The sequence below is a fragment of the Cryobacterium sp. Hz9 genome (genome assembly GCF_004402825.1).
In the GTDB taxonomy this organism is placed as follows: Bacteria; Actinomycetota; Actinomycetes; order Actinomycetales; family Microbacteriaceae; genus Cryobacterium; species Cryobacterium gelidum.
Window position 1 is genome coordinate 272,559 of the sequence record NZ_SOFC01000014.1, and the last position, 21,711, is coordinate 294,269.

At 62.1% G+C, this 21,711-nt stretch carries 17 protein-coding genes; 1 reads left to right on the top strand and 16 read right to left on the bottom strand.

Features of this window, described 5'->3' with window-relative positions:
• Nucleotides 1-16: 16 nt before the first annotated feature.
• From E3N85_RS08075 to mmsA (E3N85_RS08115), 9 genes are all read right to left on the bottom strand, one after another.
• Nucleotides 17-1,330 carry a class I SAM-dependent methyltransferase gene (locus E3N85_RS08075; protein WP_134461829.1) on the bottom strand — a complete coding sequence of 438 codons (1,314 nt, stop codon included), beginning with the start codon at nt 1,328-1,330 and terminating at the stop codon, nt 17-19.
• Nucleotides 1,327-2,706: an FAD-binding oxidoreductase gene (locus tag E3N85_RS08080; protein ID WP_134461832.1), complete on the bottom strand. Its 1,380-nt coding sequence runs from the start codon at nt 2,704-2,706 to the stop codon at nt 1,327-1,329. Before E3N85_RS08080 ends, E3N85_RS08075 begins: the two co-directional genes overlap by 4 nt.
• 101 nt (nt 2,707-2,807) lie before the next feature.
• Complete coding sequence (nrdF, locus tag E3N85_RS08085; RefSeq protein WP_134461835.1) at nt 2,808-3,782, bottom strand: class 1b ribonucleoside-diphosphate reductase subunit beta; 975 nt, start codon at nt 3,780-3,782, stop codon at nt 2,808-2,810.
• A gap of 73 nt (nt 3,783-3,855) precedes the next feature.
• Nucleotides 3,856-5,985, bottom strand: coding sequence for a class 1b ribonucleoside-diphosphate reductase subunit alpha (nrdE, locus tag E3N85_RS08090; protein ID WP_134462234.1), 2,130 nt, complete (start codon nt 5,983-5,985; stop codon nt 3,856-3,858).
• Nucleotides 5,986-5,990: 5 nt separating this feature from the next.
• Nucleotides 5,991-6,395: a class Ib ribonucleoside-diphosphate reductase assembly flavoprotein NrdI gene (gene nrdI, locus E3N85_RS08095; protein WP_134461838.1), complete on the bottom strand. Its 405-nt coding sequence runs from the start codon at nt 6,393-6,395 to the stop codon at nt 5,991-5,993.
• A 72-nt stretch (nt 6,396-6,467) separates the two neighbouring features.
• Nucleotides 6,468-6,701 (bottom strand): glutaredoxin-like protein NrdH, encoded by a 234-nt coding sequence (gene nrdH / locus E3N85_RS08100; RefSeq protein WP_035880942.1) that lies wholly within the window; start codon nt 6,699-6,701, stop codon nt 6,468-6,470.
• Between the two features lie 460 nt (nt 6,702-7,161).
• A complete protein-coding gene (locus E3N85_RS08105; RefSeq protein ID WP_134461841.1) occupies nt 7,162-8,253 on the bottom strand; it encodes a sugar-binding protein in 1,092 nt (363 codons plus the stop codon).
• Nucleotides 8,254-8,344: 91 nt separating this feature from the next.
• Complete coding sequence (gene mmsB, locus E3N85_RS08110; RefSeq protein ID WP_134461844.1) at nt 8,345-9,658, bottom strand: multiple monosaccharide ABC transporter permease; 1,314 nt, start codon at nt 9,656-9,658, stop codon at nt 8,345-8,347.
• Nucleotides 9,655-11,205: a multiple monosaccharide ABC transporter ATP-binding protein gene (gene mmsA, locus E3N85_RS08115; protein WP_134461847.1), complete on the bottom strand. Its 1,551-nt coding sequence runs from the start codon at nt 11,203-11,205 to the stop codon at nt 9,655-9,657. The genes mmsB (E3N85_RS08110) and mmsA (E3N85_RS08115) overlap by 4 nt, the downstream gene beginning before the upstream one ends.
• 165 nt (nt 11,206-11,370) lie before the next feature.
• Between mmsA (E3N85_RS08115) and E3N85_RS08120 the strand changes: the two genes are divergently transcribed.
• Complete coding sequence (locus tag E3N85_RS08120) at nt 11,371-12,180, top strand: shikimate 5-dehydrogenase (RefSeq protein ID WP_134461850.1); 810 nt, start codon at nt 11,371-11,373, stop codon at nt 12,178-12,180.
• A gap of 76 nt (nt 12,181-12,256) precedes the next feature.
• Here E3N85_RS08120 and mmsB (E3N85_RS08125) read toward each other — a convergent pair whose 3' ends face one another.
• From mmsB (E3N85_RS08125) to E3N85_RS08155, 7 genes are all read right to left on the bottom strand, one after another.
• Complete coding sequence (gene mmsB / locus E3N85_RS08125) at nt 12,257-13,486, bottom strand: multiple monosaccharide ABC transporter permease (RefSeq protein WP_104196801.1); 1,230 nt, start codon at nt 13,484-13,486, stop codon at nt 12,257-12,259.
• 30 nt (nt 13,487-13,516) lie between these two features.
• Complete coding sequence (gene mmsA, locus E3N85_RS08130) at nt 13,517-15,046, bottom strand: multiple monosaccharide ABC transporter ATP-binding protein (protein ID WP_134461853.1); 1,530 nt, start codon at nt 15,044-15,046, stop codon at nt 13,517-13,519.
• 170 nt (nt 15,047-15,216) lie between these two features.
• Nucleotides 15,217-16,341, bottom strand: a complete 1,125-nt coding sequence (chvE, locus tag E3N85_RS08135) for a multiple monosaccharide ABC transporter substrate-binding protein (protein ID WP_277612660.1) — start codon at nt 16,339-16,341, stop codon at nt 15,217-15,219.
• Between the two features lie 55 nt (nt 16,342-16,396).
• A complete protein-coding gene (gene araA, locus E3N85_RS08140) occupies nt 16,397-17,914 on the bottom strand; it encodes an L-arabinose isomerase (RefSeq protein ID WP_134461856.1) in 1,518 nt (505 codons plus the stop codon).
• Nucleotides 17,914-18,624, bottom strand: coding sequence for an L-ribulose-5-phosphate 4-epimerase (locus E3N85_RS08145; protein WP_134461859.1), 711 nt, complete (start codon nt 18,622-18,624; stop codon nt 17,914-17,916). Before E3N85_RS08145 ends, araA begins: the two co-directional genes overlap by 1 nt.
• A complete protein-coding gene (gene araB, locus E3N85_RS08150; protein ID WP_198412075.1) occupies nt 18,621-20,342 on the bottom strand; it encodes a ribulokinase in 1,722 nt (573 codons plus the stop codon). Before araB ends, E3N85_RS08145 begins: the two co-directional genes overlap by 4 nt.
• A gap of 247 nt (nt 20,343-20,589) precedes the next feature.
• Complete coding sequence (locus tag E3N85_RS08155; protein ID WP_134461865.1) at nt 20,590-21,609, bottom strand: LacI family DNA-binding transcriptional regulator; 1,020 nt, start codon at nt 21,607-21,609, stop codon at nt 20,590-20,592.
• Nucleotides 21,610-21,711: the final 102 nt, after the last annotated feature.

Below are 21,711 nucleotides of genomic sequence, written 5' to 3' on the forward strand. Positions count from 1 at the left end.
CTCGGCGAAGCTTCGGCTACGGTGTCCACCACGGCCGCAGCGGCAGCCCACCGACACCGACACCCTCGTCGGGCTTGGCCATCAACACCTGATGCAGCTGGATGCCGTTGCTCTCGAAGGCGAGCCGTGAGCCCGCCATGTACAGCCCCCACACTTTCGCGGTGGGGAGGCCGACCTCGGCGACCGCCTCGTCCCAATGCTCGACGAGGTTGGCGCACCAGTCGCGCAGCGTCAGCGCGTAGTGCTGGCGCAGGTTCTCCTCGTGCAGCACCTCGAGCCCCGCATCCTGCGCTTCGCTGATGATCCGGCCCGAGCCGGTGAGCTCCCCATCCGGAAAGACATAGCGATCGATGAACCCGCGGGGCGCCGGTTCGGTTCGGTTCTCTGGCCGCGTGATGCAGTGATTGAGCAGAAGACCGCCGGGGCGCAGCCTGGATTGCAGAAAGCCGAAGTACGACGAGTAGTTGCGCACTCCGATGTGCTCGAGCAGCCCGATTGACGACACCGCGTCAAAGCCGATTTCGGTGATGTTGCGGTAGTCCCCGTGGCGAACCTCCGCGAAATCGTTGAGGCCCTCCTCGGCGATGGCCCGCTGCGCCCACGCGGTCTGCTCACGCGACAGCGTCACTCCGGTGGCGAGCACGCCGCGGCGTGCGGCGTAGCGCACCATGCCGCCCCAGCCGCACCCGACGTCAAGCAGGCGGTCACCCGGCAACAGCCGCAGCTTCTCGAACACGAGCCGGTACTTGTTCTCCTGTGCCTCATCGAGGGATGCGTCACCGCGTGGGTAGCAGGCGCAGGTGTAGGTCATCGACGGCCCGAGCACCCACTCGTAGAACCGGTTTGAGACGTCGTAGTGGTGGCCGATCGCCTCGGCGTCGCGCGTTTTGCTGTGCCGGAGCCCCCCGGCAACACGGCGCCAGCGCGGCATTGCTTCCTCCGGCGGCGGCGCGATCGGGCGTAGCAGCCGCACACCGATAGAGCGGATGATGTCCACCATCATTCGCGCCGGTGGCCGAGTGAAGTCCAGGCTGTCGGCGAGCGCCGTGAGCAGTTCATAGGGATCACCGGGGTGCACCCCGTGCAGGTCGAGGTCGCCGGCGATATAGGCGCGGGCCAGGCCGAGGTCGCCGCGGCCCGTGGCGAGGTAGGTCGTGCCGCGCGGGGTCAGGAGATCCAGCCCGAACGGTGCGCCCTGCGGTCCGGCTGCGCTCCCGTCGTAGGCGGTGAATCGCACCGGGAGGCGACCGCCGGCCAGGATCTCCAGCACCTGGGCGAGGGTGAATTTTCCCGCCGTCGCATTCGTCGCACGATTCTTGAACGTGGTCATCGTCGTAGCACCGCCTTGGAGTAGAGGTCGAGGAGACGGGAATCGGGGTCGTATCGCTTCTTCGCGGCTCGGTAGCTGTCCCCGCCGTAGAGTTCGTCGAACTCCGGCCGCGAGTAATACGAGTCGGAGTACAGCGACTTGTGCCCGTCGAGTTCGCCGACCTTGCGTTCGATCAGCCGGTTCGTCGCCCCGTCGCTGGACCCAACCGGTACCGTCGACCAGAAGCCGACGTTGACGTAGTTCTGCTGGGGCCGGATCGGGTAGAGCGGCCAGTGGTCATCGCCTCTCAAGCGCAGCGGGCACAGCCAGATCGGCGTGATCGGTACGTTGTTTAGAAACCAGTCCAGAAACTCCGCGCATCGCGCAATCGGTACCTCGACGTCTTGGACGACTCGCTCGCGGGGCGGTCTGCCGTTCAGTTTTTCGATACGGTCGCCGATGTGGAACCGCTGTTCGAGCTTCATCAGCTTTCCGTAGAAGCTGCTGCGCCGGTAGCGCCCGGGCCAGACCCTTCGAATCAGCGGATGCTGCGCGCCGAACGCCTCGGAGCACCAGAACCAGTCCGTATCCCAGCGCCACAGGTAGTCGTGAATGGTGAGGCGATCGTCCGTCGCGCCGCGGTCGTGCTGGATGGAGCGGTAGTAGATCTGCTGGCCGGTGTAATCGCTGGCGGGGCCGGGCGCGCTGGTCTGCCTGCCGACGCAGAGGTAGCTTTCGTCGGCGCTGAACACCACGCCGTCGAGGTAGTCGACGAGAACGCCGTCGAGGCGGCCGGTCTCGAGGATGCCGCGCAGCGCCGCGACCAGGTCGACCAGCGAGTGGAATCGCACATGGGTGAGCGTGACGAACGGCTTGACGGGTTCGAGTTCGATGCGCAGACGCACCGCATAACCCAGCGTCCCGTACGAGTTGGGGAAGGCGCGGAACAGGTCGGCGTTCTGGCCGGGCGACGCGGTGATTATCTCCCCGGCGCCGGTGAGGATGTCCATCTCCAGCACCGACTCGTGCGGCAGACCGTTGCGAAACGACGTCGACTCGATGCCGAGGCCGGTCACCGCGCCGCCGAGGGTGATGGTCTTCAACTGCGGCACGACCAACGGTGCCAACCCGTGGCGCAGCGTCGCGGCAACGAGGTCGTCGTAGGTGCACATGCCGGCCACGTCGGCCGTTCGCGCCGCTGCATCGACCGCGATGACGCCAGTCAAGCCGGACGTGTCGAGGCCCCGGGCGCTGTTCGTAGTCCGTGTCCGGAACAGATTCGAGGTGGACTTCGCCAGCCGGATCGGGGCCGTCGCCGGGACGGCGCGGTAACTGTCAAGAAGTCGCTGCACGCCAGCGGCGTGAGCGCTCTGGGCGTCAACCACAGCAACGGGCACGCCTTCACGCTAGTCCTGGGCGTCAGCCGGCGCGACCCGAATTTCCACAATTATGCACGAAGGGCGGATGCCGAGGCATCCGCCCTTCTCGAAATTCAGACCTAGAAGTCCCAGTCGTCGTCTTCGGTAACGACAGCCTTGCCGATCACATACGAGGAACCCGAGCCCGAGAAGAAGTCGTGGTTCTCGTCGCCGTTCGGTGAGAGGGCGGAGAGAATCGCCGGGTTCACGTCGCAGACGTCCTTCGGGAAGATCGCCTCGAAGCCGAGGTTCATCAGCGCCTTGTTGGCGTTGTAGTGCAGAAACTTCTTGACGTCCTCGGTCAGGCCGACCTCGTCGTAGAGGTCCTGCGTGTACTGCACTTCGTTCTCGTACAGCTCGAACACGAGGTTGAAGGTGTAGTCCTTGATCTCGTCGCGGCGCTCCTGCGTCTCCTTCTCGAGACCCTTCTGAAACTTGTAGCCGATGTAATAGCCGTGCACCGCTTCATCACGAATGATCAAACGGATGAGATCGGCCGTGTTGGTCAGGCGGGCCCGGCTGGAGAAGTACATCGGCAGGTAGAAGCCCGAGTAGAACAGGAACGACTCGAGCAGCACCGAGGCGACCTTGCGCTTGAGCGGGTCGTCGCCCTGGTAATAATCCATCACGATCGAGGCCTTGCGCTGCAGGTACTCGTTCTCGGTCGACCAGCGGAACGCTTCGTCGATCTCCTTGGTGGAAGCGAGCGTCGAGAAGATCGACGAGTAGCTCTTGGCGTGCACCGACTCCATGAACGCGATGTTCGTGTAGACAGCTTCTTCGTGCGGGGTGATGGCATCCGGAATCAACGACACGGCGCCGACGGTGCCCTGGATCGTGTCGAGCAGGGTCAGCCCGGCGAACACGCGCATGGTGAGCTGCTGCTCGACCGGCGTGAGCTGGTTCCACGACTGGATGTCGTTGCTGAGCGGAATCTTCTCCGGCAGCCAGAAGTTGTTGGTCAGCCGGTTCCAGACCTCGACGTCTTTCTCGTCTTCGATCTTGTTCCAGTTGATCGCATCAACGTGCGACACCAGCTTGAGCTTGTCAATCATGGGTTCCTCCGGGAGTCGTACCACTACAGTCAGTCAGAAATTTACAGTGAACTCACTTGAGCGCTTAATTTGCTCACAGTGCGCAGGACACGCAACCTTCAATTTCCGTCCCCTCGAGCGCCATCTGGCGCAGACGGATGTAGTAAATGGTTTTGATGCCCTTTTTCCAAGCGTAGATCTGGGCGCGGTTGATGTCACGGGTGGTCGCGGTGTCCTTGAAGAACAGGGTCAGCGAGAGGCCCTGGTCTACGTGCTGGGTTGCCGCCGCGTACACGTCGATGATCTTCTCGGAGCCGATTTCGTAGGCATCCTGGTAGAAGTCCAGGTTGTCGTTCGTCATGAACGGCGCCGGGTAGTACACGCGGCCCAGCTTGCCTTCCTTGCGAATCTCGATCTTCGCCGCAATCGGGTGGATCGACGCGGTCGAGTTGTTGATGTACGAGATCGACCCGGTCGGCGGCACGGCTTGCAGGTTCTGGTTGTAGATGCCGTGCTTGACAACGGATGCCTTCAGCTCGGCCCAGTCGGCCTGCGTCGGAATCGACACCCCGGCCTGGGCGAACAGCTCGGCGCCGCGAGCGGTCGACGGCTCCCAGACCTGGTCGGTGTACTTGTCGAAGAACGCCCCGGATGCGTAGGTCGAGTCTTCGAAGCCCTCGAAGGTGCGGCCGCGCTCCATGGCGATGGCGTTGGAGGCGCGCAGGGCGTGGAACAGGACCGTGTAGAAGTAGATATTGGTGAAGTCGATGCTTTCTTCACTGCCGTAGTAGACGCGCTCGCGGGCGAGATAGCCGTGCAGGTTCATCTGGCCGAGGCCGATGGCGTGCGAGCGATCGTTGCCATCTTCGATCGAACGAACCGAGCTGATGTGGCTCTGCTCCGATACCGCGTTGAGGCCGCGAATGGCGGCATTGACGGTGCGTCCGAGGTCGCCGGAATCCATGGCCAGGGCAATGTTCATCGACCCGAGGTTGCAGGAGATGTCCTTGCCGATCTCGTTGTACGAGAGGTCTTCGTTGTAGGTCGTCGGGGTGTTCACCTGCAGGATCTCGGAGCACAGGTTCGACATGTTGATGCGGCCCTGGATCGGGTTCGCCGCATTCACCGTGTCTTCAAACATGATGTACGGGTAGCCCGACTCGAACTGGATCTCGGCGAGGGTCTGGAAGAACTCGCGCGCCTTCATCTTGGACTTCTTGATGCGGGGGTTGTCGACCATCTCGTGGTACTTCTCGCTCACCGAGATATCGGCGAAGGGCACGCCGTAGACGCGTTCCACGTCGTAGGGCGAGAAGAGGTACATCCAGTCGTCGTTCTTGGCCAGCTCGAAGGTGATGTCGGGAATGACGACACCGAGCGAGAGGGTCTTGATGCGAATCTTCTCGTCGGCATTCTCCCGCTTGGTGTCGAGAAAACGCATGATATCGGGGTGGTGCGCGTGGAGGTAGACAGCGCCGGCGCCCTGGCGAGCACCGAGCTGGTTGGCGTAGCTGAAGGAGTCTTCGAGCAGCTTCATGACGGGAATGATGCCGCTGGACTGGTTCTCGATCTGCTTGATCGGTGCGCCGGCTTCACGAATGTTGGTGAGCAGCAGGGCCACGCCGCCGCCGCGCTTGGAGAGCTGCAGCGAGGAGTTGATGCCACGCGAAATCGATTCCATGTTGTCTTCGATGCGCAGCAGGAAGCACGAGACGAGCTCGCCGCGCTGGGCCTTGCCGGAGTTCAGAAACGTGGGGGTTGCTGGCTGAAAACGGCCGGCGATGATCTCTTCGACCAGGGCAACGGCGAGCTTCTCATCACCGGATGCGAGACCCAGCGCGGTCATGACCACGCGGTCTTCGAAACGCTCAAGGTACCGCTTGCCGTCGAAGGTCTTCAGCGTGTAGGAGGTGTAGTACTTGAACGCACCGAGAAAGCTCTGGAAGCGGAACTTCTTGGAGTAGGCCAGGTCGTTCAGGCTTGTGATGAACTCGAAGGAATACTGGTCGAGCACGGCCTGCTCGTAGTATTCCTTCTCGACCAGGTAGTCGAGGCGCTCGCGCAGCGAGTGGAAGAACACCGTGTTCTGGTTGACGTGCTGCAGGAAGAACTCACGGGCTGCTTCGCGGTCTTTGTCGAACTGGATCTCCCCGTTCGGGCCGTACAGATTGAGCATCGCGTTGAGCGAGTGGTAGTCCATGCCCGACGGTGCGTCAATGGGCATGATTTTCACGGCTGTTGTTTCCAAAATTCTTCCAATCCGTCGTGAACGATGCGCACATCATCCGGTGTTCCAAATACTTCAAAGCGATAGAGGTGCGGCACCTTGCACTTGGCGGCGATGATGTCGCCAGCCAGGCAATAGGCCGTACCAAAATTCATGTTGCCTGCGCCGATGACGCCGCGGATCAACGACCGATTGGTCTTGTTGTTCAAAAACTTTATGACCTGCTTGGGCACCGCCCCGCCCTCGCTGCCGCCACCGTAGGTGGGCACGCAGAGCACGTACGGCTCCTCGGCGACGAGTGGTTCCTCGCGCGCATAGAGGGGTATGCGCGCCGCCGGCCGACCGAGCTTTTCGACGAACCGACGGGTGTTGCCCGACGTGCTCGAAAAGTAAACGATGTCAGTCATCTAAAGTTGGCGATTCTGATCGGGCCAGGCATCCGGCGAGCGGGGGCCTGCTGGGTGGTGGGGTGGAGTGACCTACGCGAGGCGAGCGGCGAGTGCGTTGATCTTGTCGGGACGAAAACCCGACCAGTGCTCTTCGTCGGTGATCACGACGGGCGCCTGCAGATAGCCGAGAGCCTTGACGGCCTCCAGGGCATTTTCATCGACCGAGAGGTCGAGCACTTCATACTCGATGCCCTTGTTGTCGAGGGCACGGTAGGTGGCCGTGCACTGCACGCAGGAGGGCTTCGTGTAAACGGTGATTGCCATGGTTATGGCCTTTCTCATTAGCAGTTCAATGGTAAATCTGTTCGACCTACTTCGCAAGTATGTTCTATAGAACCTTGCGGTTGGCGAGAATATTCCGCCGTCAACCGGGAAGCACGGTGAGCAATTTTGGCGACAAGCTGTAGGGCCTGACCAGAGTCTCAATACTACATCTTGTGATCCGAGTTCGATAGACCCACTACATGCAGTAATTACAATTATGTAGTTATCCACCGACATTCCACATGTTACGCACAGCTCCCCGGCTTCAAACCGCCCGAATTCCGCGGAATCCAGCGTAGTTATCCACAGGCATCGCTGACGACCCAATTTTTCCTCTGGAATGGCATCCGGCGTGTCGGGCACCGGCCGGCTGCGAGCGTGCGGGTGAGCCAGCACAGACAAAACGGGCCGGCCCCACGACTGTGGAGACCGGCCCGTTGGGTCAGCGGATGCTGCGTGCTTACTTGGTCAGCGGTGACAGCTTCGGGTCATTGGCGTAGGCCTCGGCCGCGTTGTCCTTCGTCACGATGACCGGCGGCAGCAGAAACGCGGGCACGATCTTGTTGCCGTTGTCGTAGGTGTCGTCGTTGGTCTCGGGAGTGCCGCCGGTCTGCAGCATCTTGACCATGTCAATGGCCTGCTTCACGAGAACGCGGGTGTCCTTGTTGATGGTGGAGTACTGCTCACCGGCCATGATCGACTTGACCGACTCCACTTCGGAGTCCTGACCGGTGACCACGGGGATGGCCTTGCCGGCTGCCTTCACCGAGGTGATGATGGCACGGGCCAGGGTGTCGTTGGGCGAGAGCACGCCGTCGATGTCCTGGCTGCCGTAGGTGCTGGTCAGCAGCGAGTCCATGCGGCTCTGCGCGTTCTCCGGCTTCCAGTCGGCGGTCGCAGTCTGCTTGATGTCGGTCTGACCGGAGGCAACAACGAGCGTTCCGTCGTCGATCTTCGGCTGCAGCACGCTCATGGCCCCATTGAAGAACACCGGCGCATTGGCATCAGCGGAGTTGCCGGAGAACAATTCGATGTTGTACGGACCCTGGGGCTTTTTCGCCGCGAGACCGTCAAGCAGGGCCTGTCCCTGCAACTCGCCCACCTTGAAGTTGTCGTAGGCCACGTAGTAGTCGACGTCATCGGTATTCAGGATGAGACGGTCGTAGGCGATGACGATGGCACCAGCGTCATGGGCGTCCTTGACCTGCGTGCCGAGCTGGCCGCCGTCCTGGGCACCGACGATGATGACCTTGGCTCCGTTGGTGACCATGGCCGACATCTGATCCTGCTGGTCTTTCACCGTTGTAGACGCTCCGGCGTACTGTACGTCGCCCTTGAACCCGGCCTCTTTGAGACCGTCCTCGAACAGCCCCCCAGCGAGAACCCAGTTCTCGCTGGTCTTCGAGGGAAGGGCTACGCCGATGACGGAGTCAGCCGGGAACCCGACCGCGGCACTGCCGTCACCGGCCGTCTCGGGCGCTCGGCTCGAGCAGCCGGAGAGCGCCATGAGCGCTACTGCGGCCATCGCTGTGACCGTGAGAATTTTTCGCATGTCAATCACTTTCTGTTCGTTAATGTACAGGACTTGGCGGAAGGGAATAGGGAAAACGCATGAGACCGGTGGCGTTACGGAACGCGGGCACTCAGTTGGAGGGCAGGTCGGCTGGCCGAGAGGTCTCCGATGCGCCGGCATCCGGTCGCACCACGGGCGGCGGTGTTGACGGGTCGGTGACCTTGCGCTTGCGGGTGAGGAGACCGATAATCGACGGCCGACCCTGGCTCTTGTTCCAGACGTCCACTCCAACGGCCGCCAGCAGCACCATGCCCTTGATGATCTGCACCAGGTCGGAGCCCACGCCGAGCAGCTGTAGCCCGTTATTCAACACCGCCATCACCAAACCACCGACGATGGAACCGATGACGGTGCCGATCCCGCCCGACACCGCGGCGCCACCGATGAAGACCGCGGCAATCGCGTCGAGTTCCCAGCTGAGGCCGTCTTGCGGGCCGGATGCCCCGGCCCGGGCTACGAAGATCATGCCGGCCAGGGCGGACAGGATCGACATGTTCATCATGACGAGAAAATCCACTCGCCGTGAGTTGACTCCGGAGAGTTCCGCGGCGAGTTTGTTGCCGCCGACCGCGTAAATGTGGCGGCCGAGGATGGTGTTGCGGGTGACGAAACTGTAGAACAGCACGAGCACGCCGAGGATGATGCCCGACACCGGGAAGCTGGTGCCCACCCGGCCGCCAGCGAATAGGAAAGTCGCGTAGATGACAACAGCGTCGAGGAGTCCGATCTTGACCAGGCTGGCCCAGAGCGGAGAGGAATCCGAGTGCATCGTCTTCTGCACCCGCCTGGCCCGCCACTCCCGCACGGCAATGGCGATGGCGATGGCGAATCCGAGCAGCAGAGTGAGGTTGTTGTATCCAGTGGTCGGACCCACCTCCGGCAGGTATCCGGCACCGATTACGGTGAAGCCCTCTGGAACGGGCACCGTGTTGGCGTTACCGAAAAATTGGTTACCACCACGGAAAATGAGCATGCCAGCCAGGGTGACGATGAAGGCTGGCACGCCGATGTAGGCCACCCAGAATCCTTGCCAGGCCCCGATCGCTGCGCCAACCAGGAGGCCGAAAAGCAGCGCCAGTGGCCAGGGGAAGTTCCACTGCGACATAGACGTGGCCACCACGATGCCGGCGAACGCTGCAACCGATCCAACCGATAGGTCAATGTGACCGGCGATGATCACCATGACCATGCCGATGGCCAGGATCAAAATGTAGGAGTACTGGCTCACCAGGTTGATCAGGTTGCCCGGAGAGAGCGTGAGCCCACCGGTCAAAATCTGAAACAGCGCAATGATGGCGATCAGGCTGAAGAGAATGCCGAACTGACGAACATTACTGCCGAAGATCGACTTGCGTTTCTCGGTCGTGGTTGTGTTGCCGCTCATATGCTGCGCACCTTCTTCTTGGCAGAGGTCATGCTTTTCATCAGGGTTTCCGGGTCGGCGTCTGCGCCGTCAATGCAGTCGGTGATGGCGCCTTCGAAGATTGTGTAGATGCGGTCGGCCAGGCCGAGCAACTCCGGCAACTCAGACGAGATCAGGATCACGCCCTTGCCCTGGGCGGCCAGGGCCTGGATGATCCCGTAGATCTCGTATTTGGCCCCGACATCGATGCCGCGGGTGGGTTCGTCCAGAATCAGGATGTCGGGGTCGGTGAACATCCATTTGGCCAACACCACCTTTTGCTGGTTACCACCAGACAGCTTGCTCACCCCCATCTCAACGTTGGGGGTCTTGATGCGAAGGTTTTTGCGGTACTCCTCGGCGATCGAGTACTCCTTGGCGTCGTTCACCACCGGTCCGGCCGAGATCTTCGAGAGCTTGGCCGAGACGACGGAGCGCTTGATATCGTCGAGCAGGTTGAGCCCGAGTGCTTTGCGGTCCTCACTGACATAGGCGAGGCCGTGCTCGATCGCCTCGCCCACGTTGCGCAGCACGATCTCCTTGCCGTCTTTGAAGATGCGGCCCGAGATGAAGTTGCCGTAGGAGCGGCCGAAGATACTCATGGCGAGCTCCGTGCGCCCGGCACCCATTAGCCCGGCAATGCCGACGATCTCACCGGTGCGCACGGTGAGGGTGGACCCTTTCACGACCATCCGCTCGGATACCTGCGGGTGCTGCACGGTCCAATCGCGCACCTCGAAGAACACCTCGCCGATCTGTGGAGTGCGGTCGGGAAACCGACCCTCCAGGCTGCGTCCGACCATTCCGCGAATGATGCGGTCTTCATTGACGCCGTCGGCGGCGATATCGAGGGTCTCGATCGCGCGGCCGTCACGAATGATCGTGATCGAGTCGGCGATCTGCTCGATCTCATTGAGCTTGTGCGAGATCATGATCGAACTGATGCCCTTGCCCTTGAGTCCGCGGATGAGGTCGAGCAGGTGCTGGGAGTCTGCCTCGTTGAGCGCAGCGGTTGGCTCGTCAAGGATGAGCACCTTGACCGATTTGTTGAGCGCCTTGGCGATCTCAACCAGCTGCTGCTTGCCGACACCGATGTTCTTGACCTGTGTGTCCGGATCGTCACGCAGGCCAACCCTGGCGAGCAGTTCGTAGGCTGTGCGCTTGGCGCCAACCCAGTCGATGGCACCCCACTTGGTGGGCTCATTGCCCAGGAAGATGTTCTCGGTGATCGAGAGCTCCGGAATGAGCGCAAGTTCCTGGTGAATGATAGCGATGCCCGCGGCTTCGCTCGAGCGGATGTCTTTGAACCGCATCTCGGCGCCCTGGAAGATGATGTCGCCCGAGTACGAGCCGTATGGGTAAACCCCGGAGAGCACCTTCATGAGCGTGGACTTGCCGGCACCGTTCTCGCCGCAGATCGCGTGGATCTCTCCGGCCAGGACGGTGAGCGACACATCGGACAGCGCTTTCACACCGGGAAATTCCTTGGTGATGGAGCGCATCTCAAGAATTACGTGTTCAGCCGCCATTGGTTGCTCCTCAGGTAGCGCAAAATTGTGACCGTTCACAGCGTACTAAATGGTGGCCTTGCTGCTTACCACTGTCAAGATTTCTTAGTAACGCTTGAATAACAGGAGCCGGAAGTCAGTGCCGGTCACGTCAAATGAAAGATTGGACCGCGCCACACTAGAGCCATGCCCATTCTCAACAAAGACATGACCCTGTGCATCTCGCTGTCGGCCCGGCCCAGCAATATCGGCACCCGGTTCCACAATTATCTCTATGAGGAACTCGGTCTGAACTACATCTACAAGGCGTTCGCCCCTGTCGATCTTGCCGATGCCATCGCGGGCGTTCGCGGGCTGGGTATCCGCGGTTGTGCGGTGTCGATGCCGTACAAGGAAGACGTGATTGCCCTCGTCGACGAGATGGATGCCTCGGCGCAGGCCATCGACTCGGTAAACACCATCGTGAACGACAACGGTCGACTGCGGGCCTACAACACCGATTACACCGCTGTTCGCCGGTTACTTGCCCAGCACGACATCTCCCCCGAGCTTTCGGTTCTGGTTCGCGGCAGCGGCGGCATGGCCAAGGCCGTCACGGCCGCACTACGCGACACGGGATTTCGAAACGGCACGATCGTCGCGCGCAACGAGGTGACCGGACAAGCTCTCGCCGCTCTCTACGGCTACGCCTGGGCACCACGGGTCGGTGCTCTGACAGCTGACCTCCTGGTCAACGTCACCCCGCGGGGAATGGCGCCCGATGAAGCGCGCTTGTCCTTTCGCACCGAAACCATTGCGGCTGCGCTGGTGGTCTTCGATGTCGTCGCCTCCCCTTCGGAAACGCAGCTCATTCGCGTTGCTCGTGCAGCAGGCAAGCCCATCATCACCGGCGCCGAAGTCGTGGCGCTACAGGCAGAGGAGCAGTTCGTTCTCTACACGGGCATCCGGCCGACCCCCGACCAGATCCAGCGCGCCGCGGCGTTTTCCCGCGACTAGCCGCTGCGACCAGAACAGGCCGTAACGCTCATGCGTTCCGGCCTGTTCTGCGTCTGACGCGGCTCGTGCAGTGCGGTCAGCGACCGCCGGAGCGGCGCTTGTTGTAGACGTCGAAGGCCACAGCGAGAAGCAATACGAGGCCCTTCACTGCCTGCTGCCACTCGATGCCGATGCCGAGAATCGACATGCCGTTGTTGAGCACGCCGATGATCAAGCCGCCGATGATGGCGCCGCCGACAGTACCGATACCGCCCTGCACGGCCGCACCGCCAATGAATGCAGCGGAGATGGCCTCGAGTTCGAAACCGTCACCAGCTTTCGGTCCGGCCAGGTTGAGGCGGGCGGTGAAGATGAGGCCCGCGAGGGCGGCGAGAATTCCCATGTTCACGAACAGGTAGAAGTCCACCTTGCGGTTCTTGATACCCGAGAGTTCCGCCGCGTGGCGGTTGCCACCGATCGCGTAGATGTGACGACCGAATACCGTGCGGTTCATGACCACGCCGTAGATCAGCACGAGCACGGCGAGCACGATCAGTGTCACCGGGATGCCCTTGTAGCTGGCCAGGGCGTACGCGAAGAAGCCGAGCGCCGCGGTGATGAGTACGAGCTTGGCTACGAACCAAACGAGAGGCTCGACCTCCTGGCCGTACTTGGCCCGACCGAGGCGCGTACGCACCTGCTGCACGATCAAGGCGATCACGGCGATCACGCCGACCCCGAGGGTGAGCGGATCGAGGTCGAACTCGCCGAACACGTCAGTGAGGAAGCCGTTGCCGAGCGCGCGGTACTCTGCCGGGAAGGAGCCGATATTCGAGTTTCCCAGCACAACGAGTGCGAGGCCACGGAAGATCAGCATTCCGGCCAGGGTCACGATGAAGGCCGGGATACCCACGTAGGCGATCCAGAAGCCTTGCCAGACGCCCACGAGCGCGCCGATGCCGAGGGACATGATGATGGCAAGCCACCACGGCAAGCCCCACTGCACGGCAAAGACACCGGAACACGCACCGACGAAGGCCGCCACCGATCCGACCGACAGGTCGATGTGGCCCGCGACGATCACCATCACCATCCCAATCGCGAGAACGAGGATATAGCCGTTCTGCACGATCAAGTTGGAGATATTTTGCGGGCGCAAAAGGATGCCGTCGGTCAGGAAAGTGAACAACACCACCACCAGAACGAGGGCAATGAAAATACCGTTCTTTCCGAGGTCGGCCAGTACGTGGCTCAGCCAGGAAGCAGTCTTGTTCTCCCTCGGGTTGACCACGCCTCCCGTGGCCGGCGTGGTCTCTTGGTCACTCATTGGGTTTCTCCTTTTCCGCTAGCGCCGGCGCTAGCGGGCCTTTTCCATGGTCATGTGCTTGATGAGAGTCTCCGGGGTGGCGCTCTCAATCGGGAATTCCCCGGTGATGGCGCCCTCGGCCAGGGTGTAAATTCGGTCGCAGATTCCGAGCAGTTCCGGCAGTTCCGAGGAGATGACGATCACGCCCTTGCCGGCCGCGGCGAGTTTGTTGATGATCGTGTAGATTTCATATTTCGCCCCGACGTCAATACCGCGGGTCGGCTCGTCAAGAATCAGCACGTCGGGGTTGGAATAGATCCACTTCGACAACACCACCTTCTGCTGGTTGCCACCGGAGAGCTTGCCGGTCTTCACGAGCACGTTTGGAGCCTTGATGTTCATGCTGGCGCGATATTCGTTGGCGACCTGATACTCCTCGTTGTCGTTCACGAGGCCGTTTCGCACTAGTCGGTGGAGCGCCGCCATCGAAATGTTGCGCTTGATGTCCTCGATCAAGTTGAGACCGAAGGTCTTGCGGTCCTCGGTCGCGTAGGCCAGGCCGTTGTCGATGGCTTCGGTCACGGTGCGGGTCCTGATCTCCACGCCGTGCTTGAAAACCTTGCCGCTGATCCGGCTGCCATACGAGCGCCCAAACAAACTCATCGCGAATTCGGTGCGGCCAGCTCCCATGAGTCCGGCAATCCCCACGATCTCCCCGGCGCGCACGTTGAGGTTGACGTGGTCGACCATCATGCGGGTCGTGTCTTGCGGGTGGAAGGCGGTCCAGTCCTCCACCCGGAGAATCTCCGCCCCGATGTCGGGGGTGTGATCCGGGTAGCGGTGTTCGAGGTCCCGACCAACCATGTCCTTGATGATGCGCTCTTCGGTGACATCGTCCTTGGCGATGGTCTCGATGGCCCGGCCGTCTCGAATGACCGTGACGGAGTCGGAGACTTTCTTGATCTCGTTGAGCTTGTGGCTAATGATGATCGAGGTGATGCCCTGGCCCTTGAGGTGCAGAATGAGGTCGAGCAGGTGGTCGGAGTCGTCATCGTTGAGCGCCGCCGTTGGCTCGTCCAGAATCAGCAGTTTCACCCGTTTGGAGAGGGCTTTGGCGATTTCGACGAGCTGCTGCTTGCCGACACCGATGTCCATGATGCGGGTCGTCGGGTTTTCTTTCAACCCCACGCGTGCAAGAAGCTTCGCAGCCTCTAAGTTGGTTTCGTTCCAGTCGATAAGACCCAACGCGCCTCGTTGCTCGTTGTTCAGAAAGATATTCTCTGCAATGGAGAGGTAGGGGCTGAGGGCGAGCTCCTGGTGGATGATCACGATCCCTTTGGCCTCGGAGTCGCTGATGCTCTTGAACTCAACGATCTCGTCCTCGAAGACGATGTCTCCCGTGTAGGTACCGTGTGGGTAGACGCCGCTGAGCACCTTCATCAGGGTTGATTTTCCGGCACCGTTTTCGCCGCAAATGGCGTGCACCTCGCCACGACCGACGTCGAGCGTCACCGCGGAGAGTGCTTTTACGCCGGGAAACGTCTTGGTGATGCCGCGCATCTCAAGGATGTTCGTGGTCACGTGAGCACCTTCTTCATTCCTCTTGTGAATGGTCGATACCGGAAGCGATCTCGCAAGAAACCGCGATCTCGGCAGCCGGCAGAAAATCTAGATGGCAGAACGGTCGGTGGGGTACAACTACCCCACCGACCGTTGTGCAGAGTGTGAAACAGGGTGGAACGGGGTGGAAATTAGCCCTTGATTTCGGCTTCGGTCCAGTAACCAGAGTCGATAAGCAGGGCTGGGATGTTGTCTTTGACCACGATCGCCGAGTCGAGCAGGAACGACGGAACGACCTTCACTCCGTTGTCGTAGTCCTTGGTGTTGTTGATCTCTGGTTCTTCGCCGTTGAGCAGGGCGACGGCCATGTCCACGGCCACAGCTGCGAGTTCGCGGGTGTCCTTGAAGATGGTGCCGTACTGCTCACCCGAGTTGATCGCCTTCACCGAGTCGATCTCGGCGTCCTGGCCGGAGATGACGGGCCAGCCGTCTCCCACGGTGTAGCCCGAGCCCTCGAGTGCCGAGATGATGCCACGGGAGATACCGTCGTACGGGGACAGGATGGCGTTGACCACGGTGCCGTCCGAGTACTGAGCGGTGAGAAGGTCCTCCATCCGAGCCTGAGCTTCTTCTCCAGCCCAGCGCAGGGTTGCAACCTGCTCGATGTCGGTCTGGTTGCTCTTGACCACGAGCACGCCGTCGTCGATCAGCGGCTGAAAGACATCCATGGCACCGTTGAAGAAGAAGAAAGCGTTGTTGTCATCGAGCGAACCGGCGAACAGCTCCAGGTTGAACGGACCAGCGGGCGCGCCCTCAATGGCAGTGCCGTCGAGTTCGACGAGGCCAAGGCCGTTCAGAACCGACCAGGCCTGCTGCTGTCCGACCTTGAAGTTGTCGAAGGATGCGTAGTAGTTGACGTTCTCGGTGTCGCGAATGAGTCGGTCGTAGGCGATTACCGGAATGTCTGCATCAGCAGCATCCTGCAGCACGCTGGTGAGCGTCGTGCCGTCGATCGAGGCCACGATCAGGGCTTCCGCTCCCTTGGTGATCATGTTCTCAATTTGCGAAACCTGCATGGGGATGTCGTCCTCGGCATACTGCAGGTCGACGGTGAATCCCTGTTCTTCCAGCTGGCTCTTCACGGCGTTGCCGTCCGCGATCCAACGTTCGGAACTCTTTGTCGGCATGGCCACGCCGATCAGGCCCTTGTCGCCGCTGCCGGCGGTACCGGCGGAGCCGCCACCCGAGGAGCAGGCTGCCATCGATACCACGAGGGCACCCGCGGCCACGACGGCGAAGAATACGTTCTTTTTCACTGTGTTTCCTTTCGATCTTTATCGTCATTGATGTGAATTGCAGAATGTGAAACGGTTACATGCCTTGCGCCAGTCGGTAGTAGGACTGATTCCAACGCACTTCGCGGCTAAAATCGCGCAGGGTGGTGGTCTTATCGATCACGAGAAGCTCGGTGCGAGCGATCTCGGCGAAATCGTGGAACACCTCGATACCGACGGATGTCGACATCACGGTGTGGTGGGCGGCGCCGGCGGTCAGCCAGGCGGCCGCGGAGGTGGCGAAGTCGGGTTCGGGGCGCCAGACTGCGCGCCCCACGGGCAGCTTCGGGAGGGCCTGAGTCGGCTCGACAACCTGGACGACGTTCGCGACCAGACGGAAGCGGTCGCGCATGTCGCTCATGGCTACGACCACGGCAGGCCCGGCATCCGCCGTGAACACCAGGCGCACGGGGTCTTCCCGGCCCCCGATGCCGAGCGGGTGGATCTCCAGGCTCGCCCTGGCCGATGAGAGTGCCGGGTTCACCTCGAGCATGTGGGCCCCGAGGATGAGCTCCGCCCCTGGCGTGAGGTCGTAGGTGTAGTCCTCCATCAGGCTGGCACCGCCGGGCAGGCCAGCACCCATAACGTTGGCGACACGCACAAGCACGGCGGTCTTCCAGTCGCCCTCCGCTCCGAAACCGTAACCCTGCGCCATCAGGCGCTGCACGGCCAGCCCGGGCAGTTGTCGCAGCGCGCCCAGGTCTTCGAAACTCGTCGTGAACGCGCCAAATCCGCCTTCTTCGAGAAAAGACAGCAGGCCGAGTTCCTGCGCGGCACCGTAGCGAAGCGACGCATGGCGGTCCCCGCCATCGCGCAGCTCGGGTGCCACGTCATACAGCTCTGCATATTCAGCCACGAGCGCATCGATCTCGGCGTCGGAGACGGAGTCGACGACCTCGGCCAGTTCGTTGACGGGCCAGGTATTGACCTGCACTCCGAAGCGCAACTCGGCCTCGGTTTTATCACCCTCGGTCACGGCCACGTAACGCATGTTGTCGCCGAACCGGGCAAGCTTCATGCTGCGGCTCGCGGCCCAGCCCGCGGCGGCACGGGTCCAGGATCCGATACTGCCCGACACGGCCGGGTTCGACACGTGGCCGACAACGGTCTTGCGGGTCACACCGAGGCGCGTCTGAATGTAGCCGAACTCCCGGTCACCGTGGGCTGCCTGGTTGAGGTTCATGAAGTCGAAGTCGATCTCAGCCCAGGGCAGTTCCACATTTGCCTGTGTGTGCAGGTGCAACAGCGGCTTGGTGAGCGCGTCGAGGCCGGCAATCCACATCTTCGCCGGTGAGAAGGTGTGCATCCAGGCGATGAGGCCGATCACGGAGTCGTCGGCGTTCGCGTCGAGGGCGGCGCGGCGGATGGACTCGGAGCCCGTCAGCACGGGCTTCCAGACGATCTTCACCGGGACATCACTCGACGCATCGAGGGCTCGGGCGATTTTCTGGCTCTGCTCAGCTACCTGGCGGAGGGTTTCTTCGCCATAGAGGTTCTGGCTTCCGGTGAGGAACCAGACCTCGACGTGGTCGAGGGTGGTCTTGAGGGCAGCCATTACTGAAGTTCTCCTTGGGGCGCTTGTCCGTAGACGTTCTGGTACCGGTCGAACAGGGAATCAACTGCCGACTGCGGAATAGCGACGAGCGGCCCACCCGTACGGGCCAGGTGCACGGTGCGAGCGACATCTTCGACCATGACAGCGGCCTTCACCGCGTCGCGGGCGTCCCTGCCAATCGTGAACGGGCCATGGTTCGCCATCAGCACCGCGCGGGAGCGATGCCCGCTCAGGGTCTCCACGATGCCCCGCCCGATGGAGTCGTCACCGATAATGGCGAACGGACCCACCGGTACCGGGCCACCGAATTCGTCGGCCATCGCCGTGATCACGCACGGAATCGCTTCGCTTCGCGCGGCCCACGCTGTGGCGTAGGTGGAGTGCGTGTGCACGACGCCGCCGACGTCCGGCATGTGCCGGTACACGTACGCGTGGGCTGCGGTGTCGCTCGAGGGGGAACGTTCACTTCCCGGTGTGCCGAGAATGACCTGTCCGTCGAGGTCGCACAGGATCATGTTCTCGGGCGCCAGGTCGGCGTAGTCGACACCGCTGGGCTTGATCACGAACAGGTCGGCTCCTGGCACCCGACCAGAAACGTTGCCGCCGGTCCAGACGACGAGGGCGTTCCTGACGAGCTCGCCGTGGAGCAGGGCGATGTCGGCCCGCACGCGGGCGATCGCGACCTCGATCTGAGGCCCGAAGGTGCTCATGAGAGCACCGGCAGGTTTGCGGGGGCCGTGGCATCCGCTGCAGCAGCTGCGTTACGCTTCAACGCCTTCAGCCGGTGCATCACATCGTTCTCGCCGCGACCGAAGTAGTCGTGCAGCTGCGTGTACTCCGCATAGAGCAGGTCATAAGCGGATGCCGCCGCCTCGTTGGGCAGGTACACGTTCTTATTGAGTTTGCCCATCTTCTCGCCAGCGGCGCGCACGTCTGGGTAGGCCCCCGCCGCGACGGCGGCGTGGATTGCGGAGCCGAGAGCCGGGCCCTGGTCGCTTGCGATGGTCGAGATCGGCAAGCGCAGGATGTCGCTGTAGGTCTGCATCAGGAACGCGTTCTTCAGCAGTCCGCCCGCCACGATGAACTCGGTGACCGGCACGCCGGAGTCCTGGAAGGTCTCTACAATGGTGCGGGTGCCGAAGGCCGTCGCCTCCAGGAGGGCTCGGTAGACCTCTTCCGTGCGGGTCGTGAGCGTCGTACCCACGACCAGGCCGGACAGTTCGTGGTCGACCAGTACCGAGCGGTTACCGCTGTGCCAGTCGAGTGCGACGAGCCCGTGCCCGCCGACAGGCTGATCCTTGGCCAGGTCGGTCAGGTACTGGTGCACGCTCTGGCCGGCCGCTGCCGCCTCGTCGTGGTACCGCGCGGGAACCTGGGTACGCACGTACCAGGCGAAAATGTCCCCCACGCCACTCTGGCCGGCCTCGTAGCCATAGAGCCCGCTGACAATGCCGCCGTCAACGACGCCGCACATGCCGGGAACCTCGGCGAGGCGGTCGGAGTTCATGACGTGGCAGGTACTGGTGCCCATGATGGCGACCATCTGGCCGGGATTCACGGCCTGCGCTGCCGGGGCAGTCACGTGCGCGTCCACATTGCCCACGGCCACCGCGATACCTTCCGGCAGACCGGTCCACGCGGCGGCAACGGCCGTGAGGGTGCCAGCGGATGCGCCGAGCTGGCCAATCCGGTGCGCCACCTTGTCCACGGCAAACCGGGCAAAAGCAGGATCTAATGCGCCCAGAAACTCTTCGCTCGGATACGCACCATCCTGCAGGATCCCTTTGTAACCGGCCGTGCAGGCATTGCGCACGTACTCGCCGGTGAGCTGCCAGACGATCCAGTCCGCCGCTTCGACCCAGTGGTCCATTCGGGCGTACAGCTCGGGGTCTTCCTCCAGCAGCTGCAGACCCTTCGCGAATTCCCACTCGCTCGAGATGAGGCCCCCGTAACGCGGCAGCCAGCTCTCGCCGCGCTCGAAGGCGAGGTCGTTGATGCGGTCAGCCTGCGACTGGGCCGCGTGGTGCTTCCACAGCTTCACGTAGGCGTGCGGGCGGGCCGTATATTCGGGCAACTCGCACAGGGGGGTGCCATCACTGATCACCGGCACCATCGTGCAGGCCGTGAAATCGGTGCCGATGCCGATAACGCGGGTGGGGTCAATTCCCGCGTTACGAACAGCGGCGGGAACGGCGCTCTGAAGCACGGCGACGTAATCCTGGGGTACCTGCAGAGCCCACTCGGGCGGCAAAGAGGTCGCGGTCGCGGTGAGCGTCGTGTCCATCACGGCGTGCGGGTAATCAAGAACAGCAGAGCCCAATTCGACGCCATCCGACACACGAACGACAACGGCCCGGCCGGAGAGGGTGCCGTAGTCGACGCCGATCACGTACGATTCGTGCTCGCCGGACACCTGCTCACTACTCACGAATGTGACTCCCTTGTCGATGGCCGTGCTGTGTTCGATCCCGTTCCCGGTGTGCTCTGATGTTCCGACGATGGCGACTCGTCGCCGGTGCCGGTTGAGGCTGTCCCAGGAATGTGACCGTTCACATCTAGGTTTTCATAGTACCGGAAGACAGGATTCGCGTGTCAAGTACGCGACGTTACGTTTCCGTAACGGAGATATTCGTCCGGAAGTGAACGCGAAACCTGCCCAGGGCACGAGCTTGGCCTCAGAACGACGGAGCCGCCGTGGACGAACGCACGATCAGCTCGGGAACAAGCGTGTCGGGATGCACTGCGCCTTCTCCAGCGATCTCGGACAGCAAGACGGCGATGCACCGGCGTCCCAGCTCGGCGAAGTCCTGCCGCACCGTCGTCAGCGGCGGCCAGAAGTGCGCAGCTTCCGGGATGTCGTCGAAGCCCACAATGCTCACGTCGCCCGGGATGCTCAATCCCGCGTCGTGCAGCGCGTGCATAAGCCCGAGCGCCATCTGATCGTTGGAGGAGAATATCGCGGTGAAGTCACGCACTCGCAGCAGTTCCCGACCGACCTGGTAGCCGAAGTTGGCGGTCCAGTCGCCGAGAATGGGAGCCGTGGTAGGAACATCCCTGGCTCCCATTTCTGCCAGGAACCCGTGCATCCGGGCTTCGGCCTCGATCCAATTCTGTGGGCCCGCCAGATGAAAGATGCGGCGGTGACCCAGTTGGATGAGGTGGCGGGTGGCCAACCGTGCTCCGGCTATCTGGTCGACGAAAAGCGTGCGGTTCCCGCGGTTGCCGTCGGATTGCAGCGTCACAAATGGCACGTCGATCGACAACCGCTGCAGAACGGCGAAGACGCGTTCCTGCGGGGCGATCACGACAATGCCCTCAACGCCCTGGTTCAGCAGGTGATCGAGGGCGCCCTGGATAGATTCGGGTTTGTCCCCGGCGATATTCGCAATATTCACGAGGTATCCGGCGTCACGGCCGGCGTCCTGAATCGCCGCGATACTGCTCGCCGGGCCGTATTCGGCACTCGAGGCTGACAGCACCCCGATGGTGCGCGAACGCCCCCGCGAGAGGTCTCGGGCAGCCCTGTTCGGGCGGTAGTTCAAGTCCTTCATAGCCTGCACGACGCGAGCCCTGGTGGAATCCCGAATGCTCGGGTGGTCGTTGAGCACCCGAGACACGGTCTGGTAGGAGACCTCGGCGACGCGCGCGACGTCACGGATGCTCGGCGCGCGCGCCTTGGGTACTTCAATCGACACGACAAGACCCTGCTGAGATGTGAGCGGTCACAATTGTGATCCACTCTCATTATGCCCCGATCGCCGCCGGATGTGACAGTCACAATCGTGCAATCGTGCGCC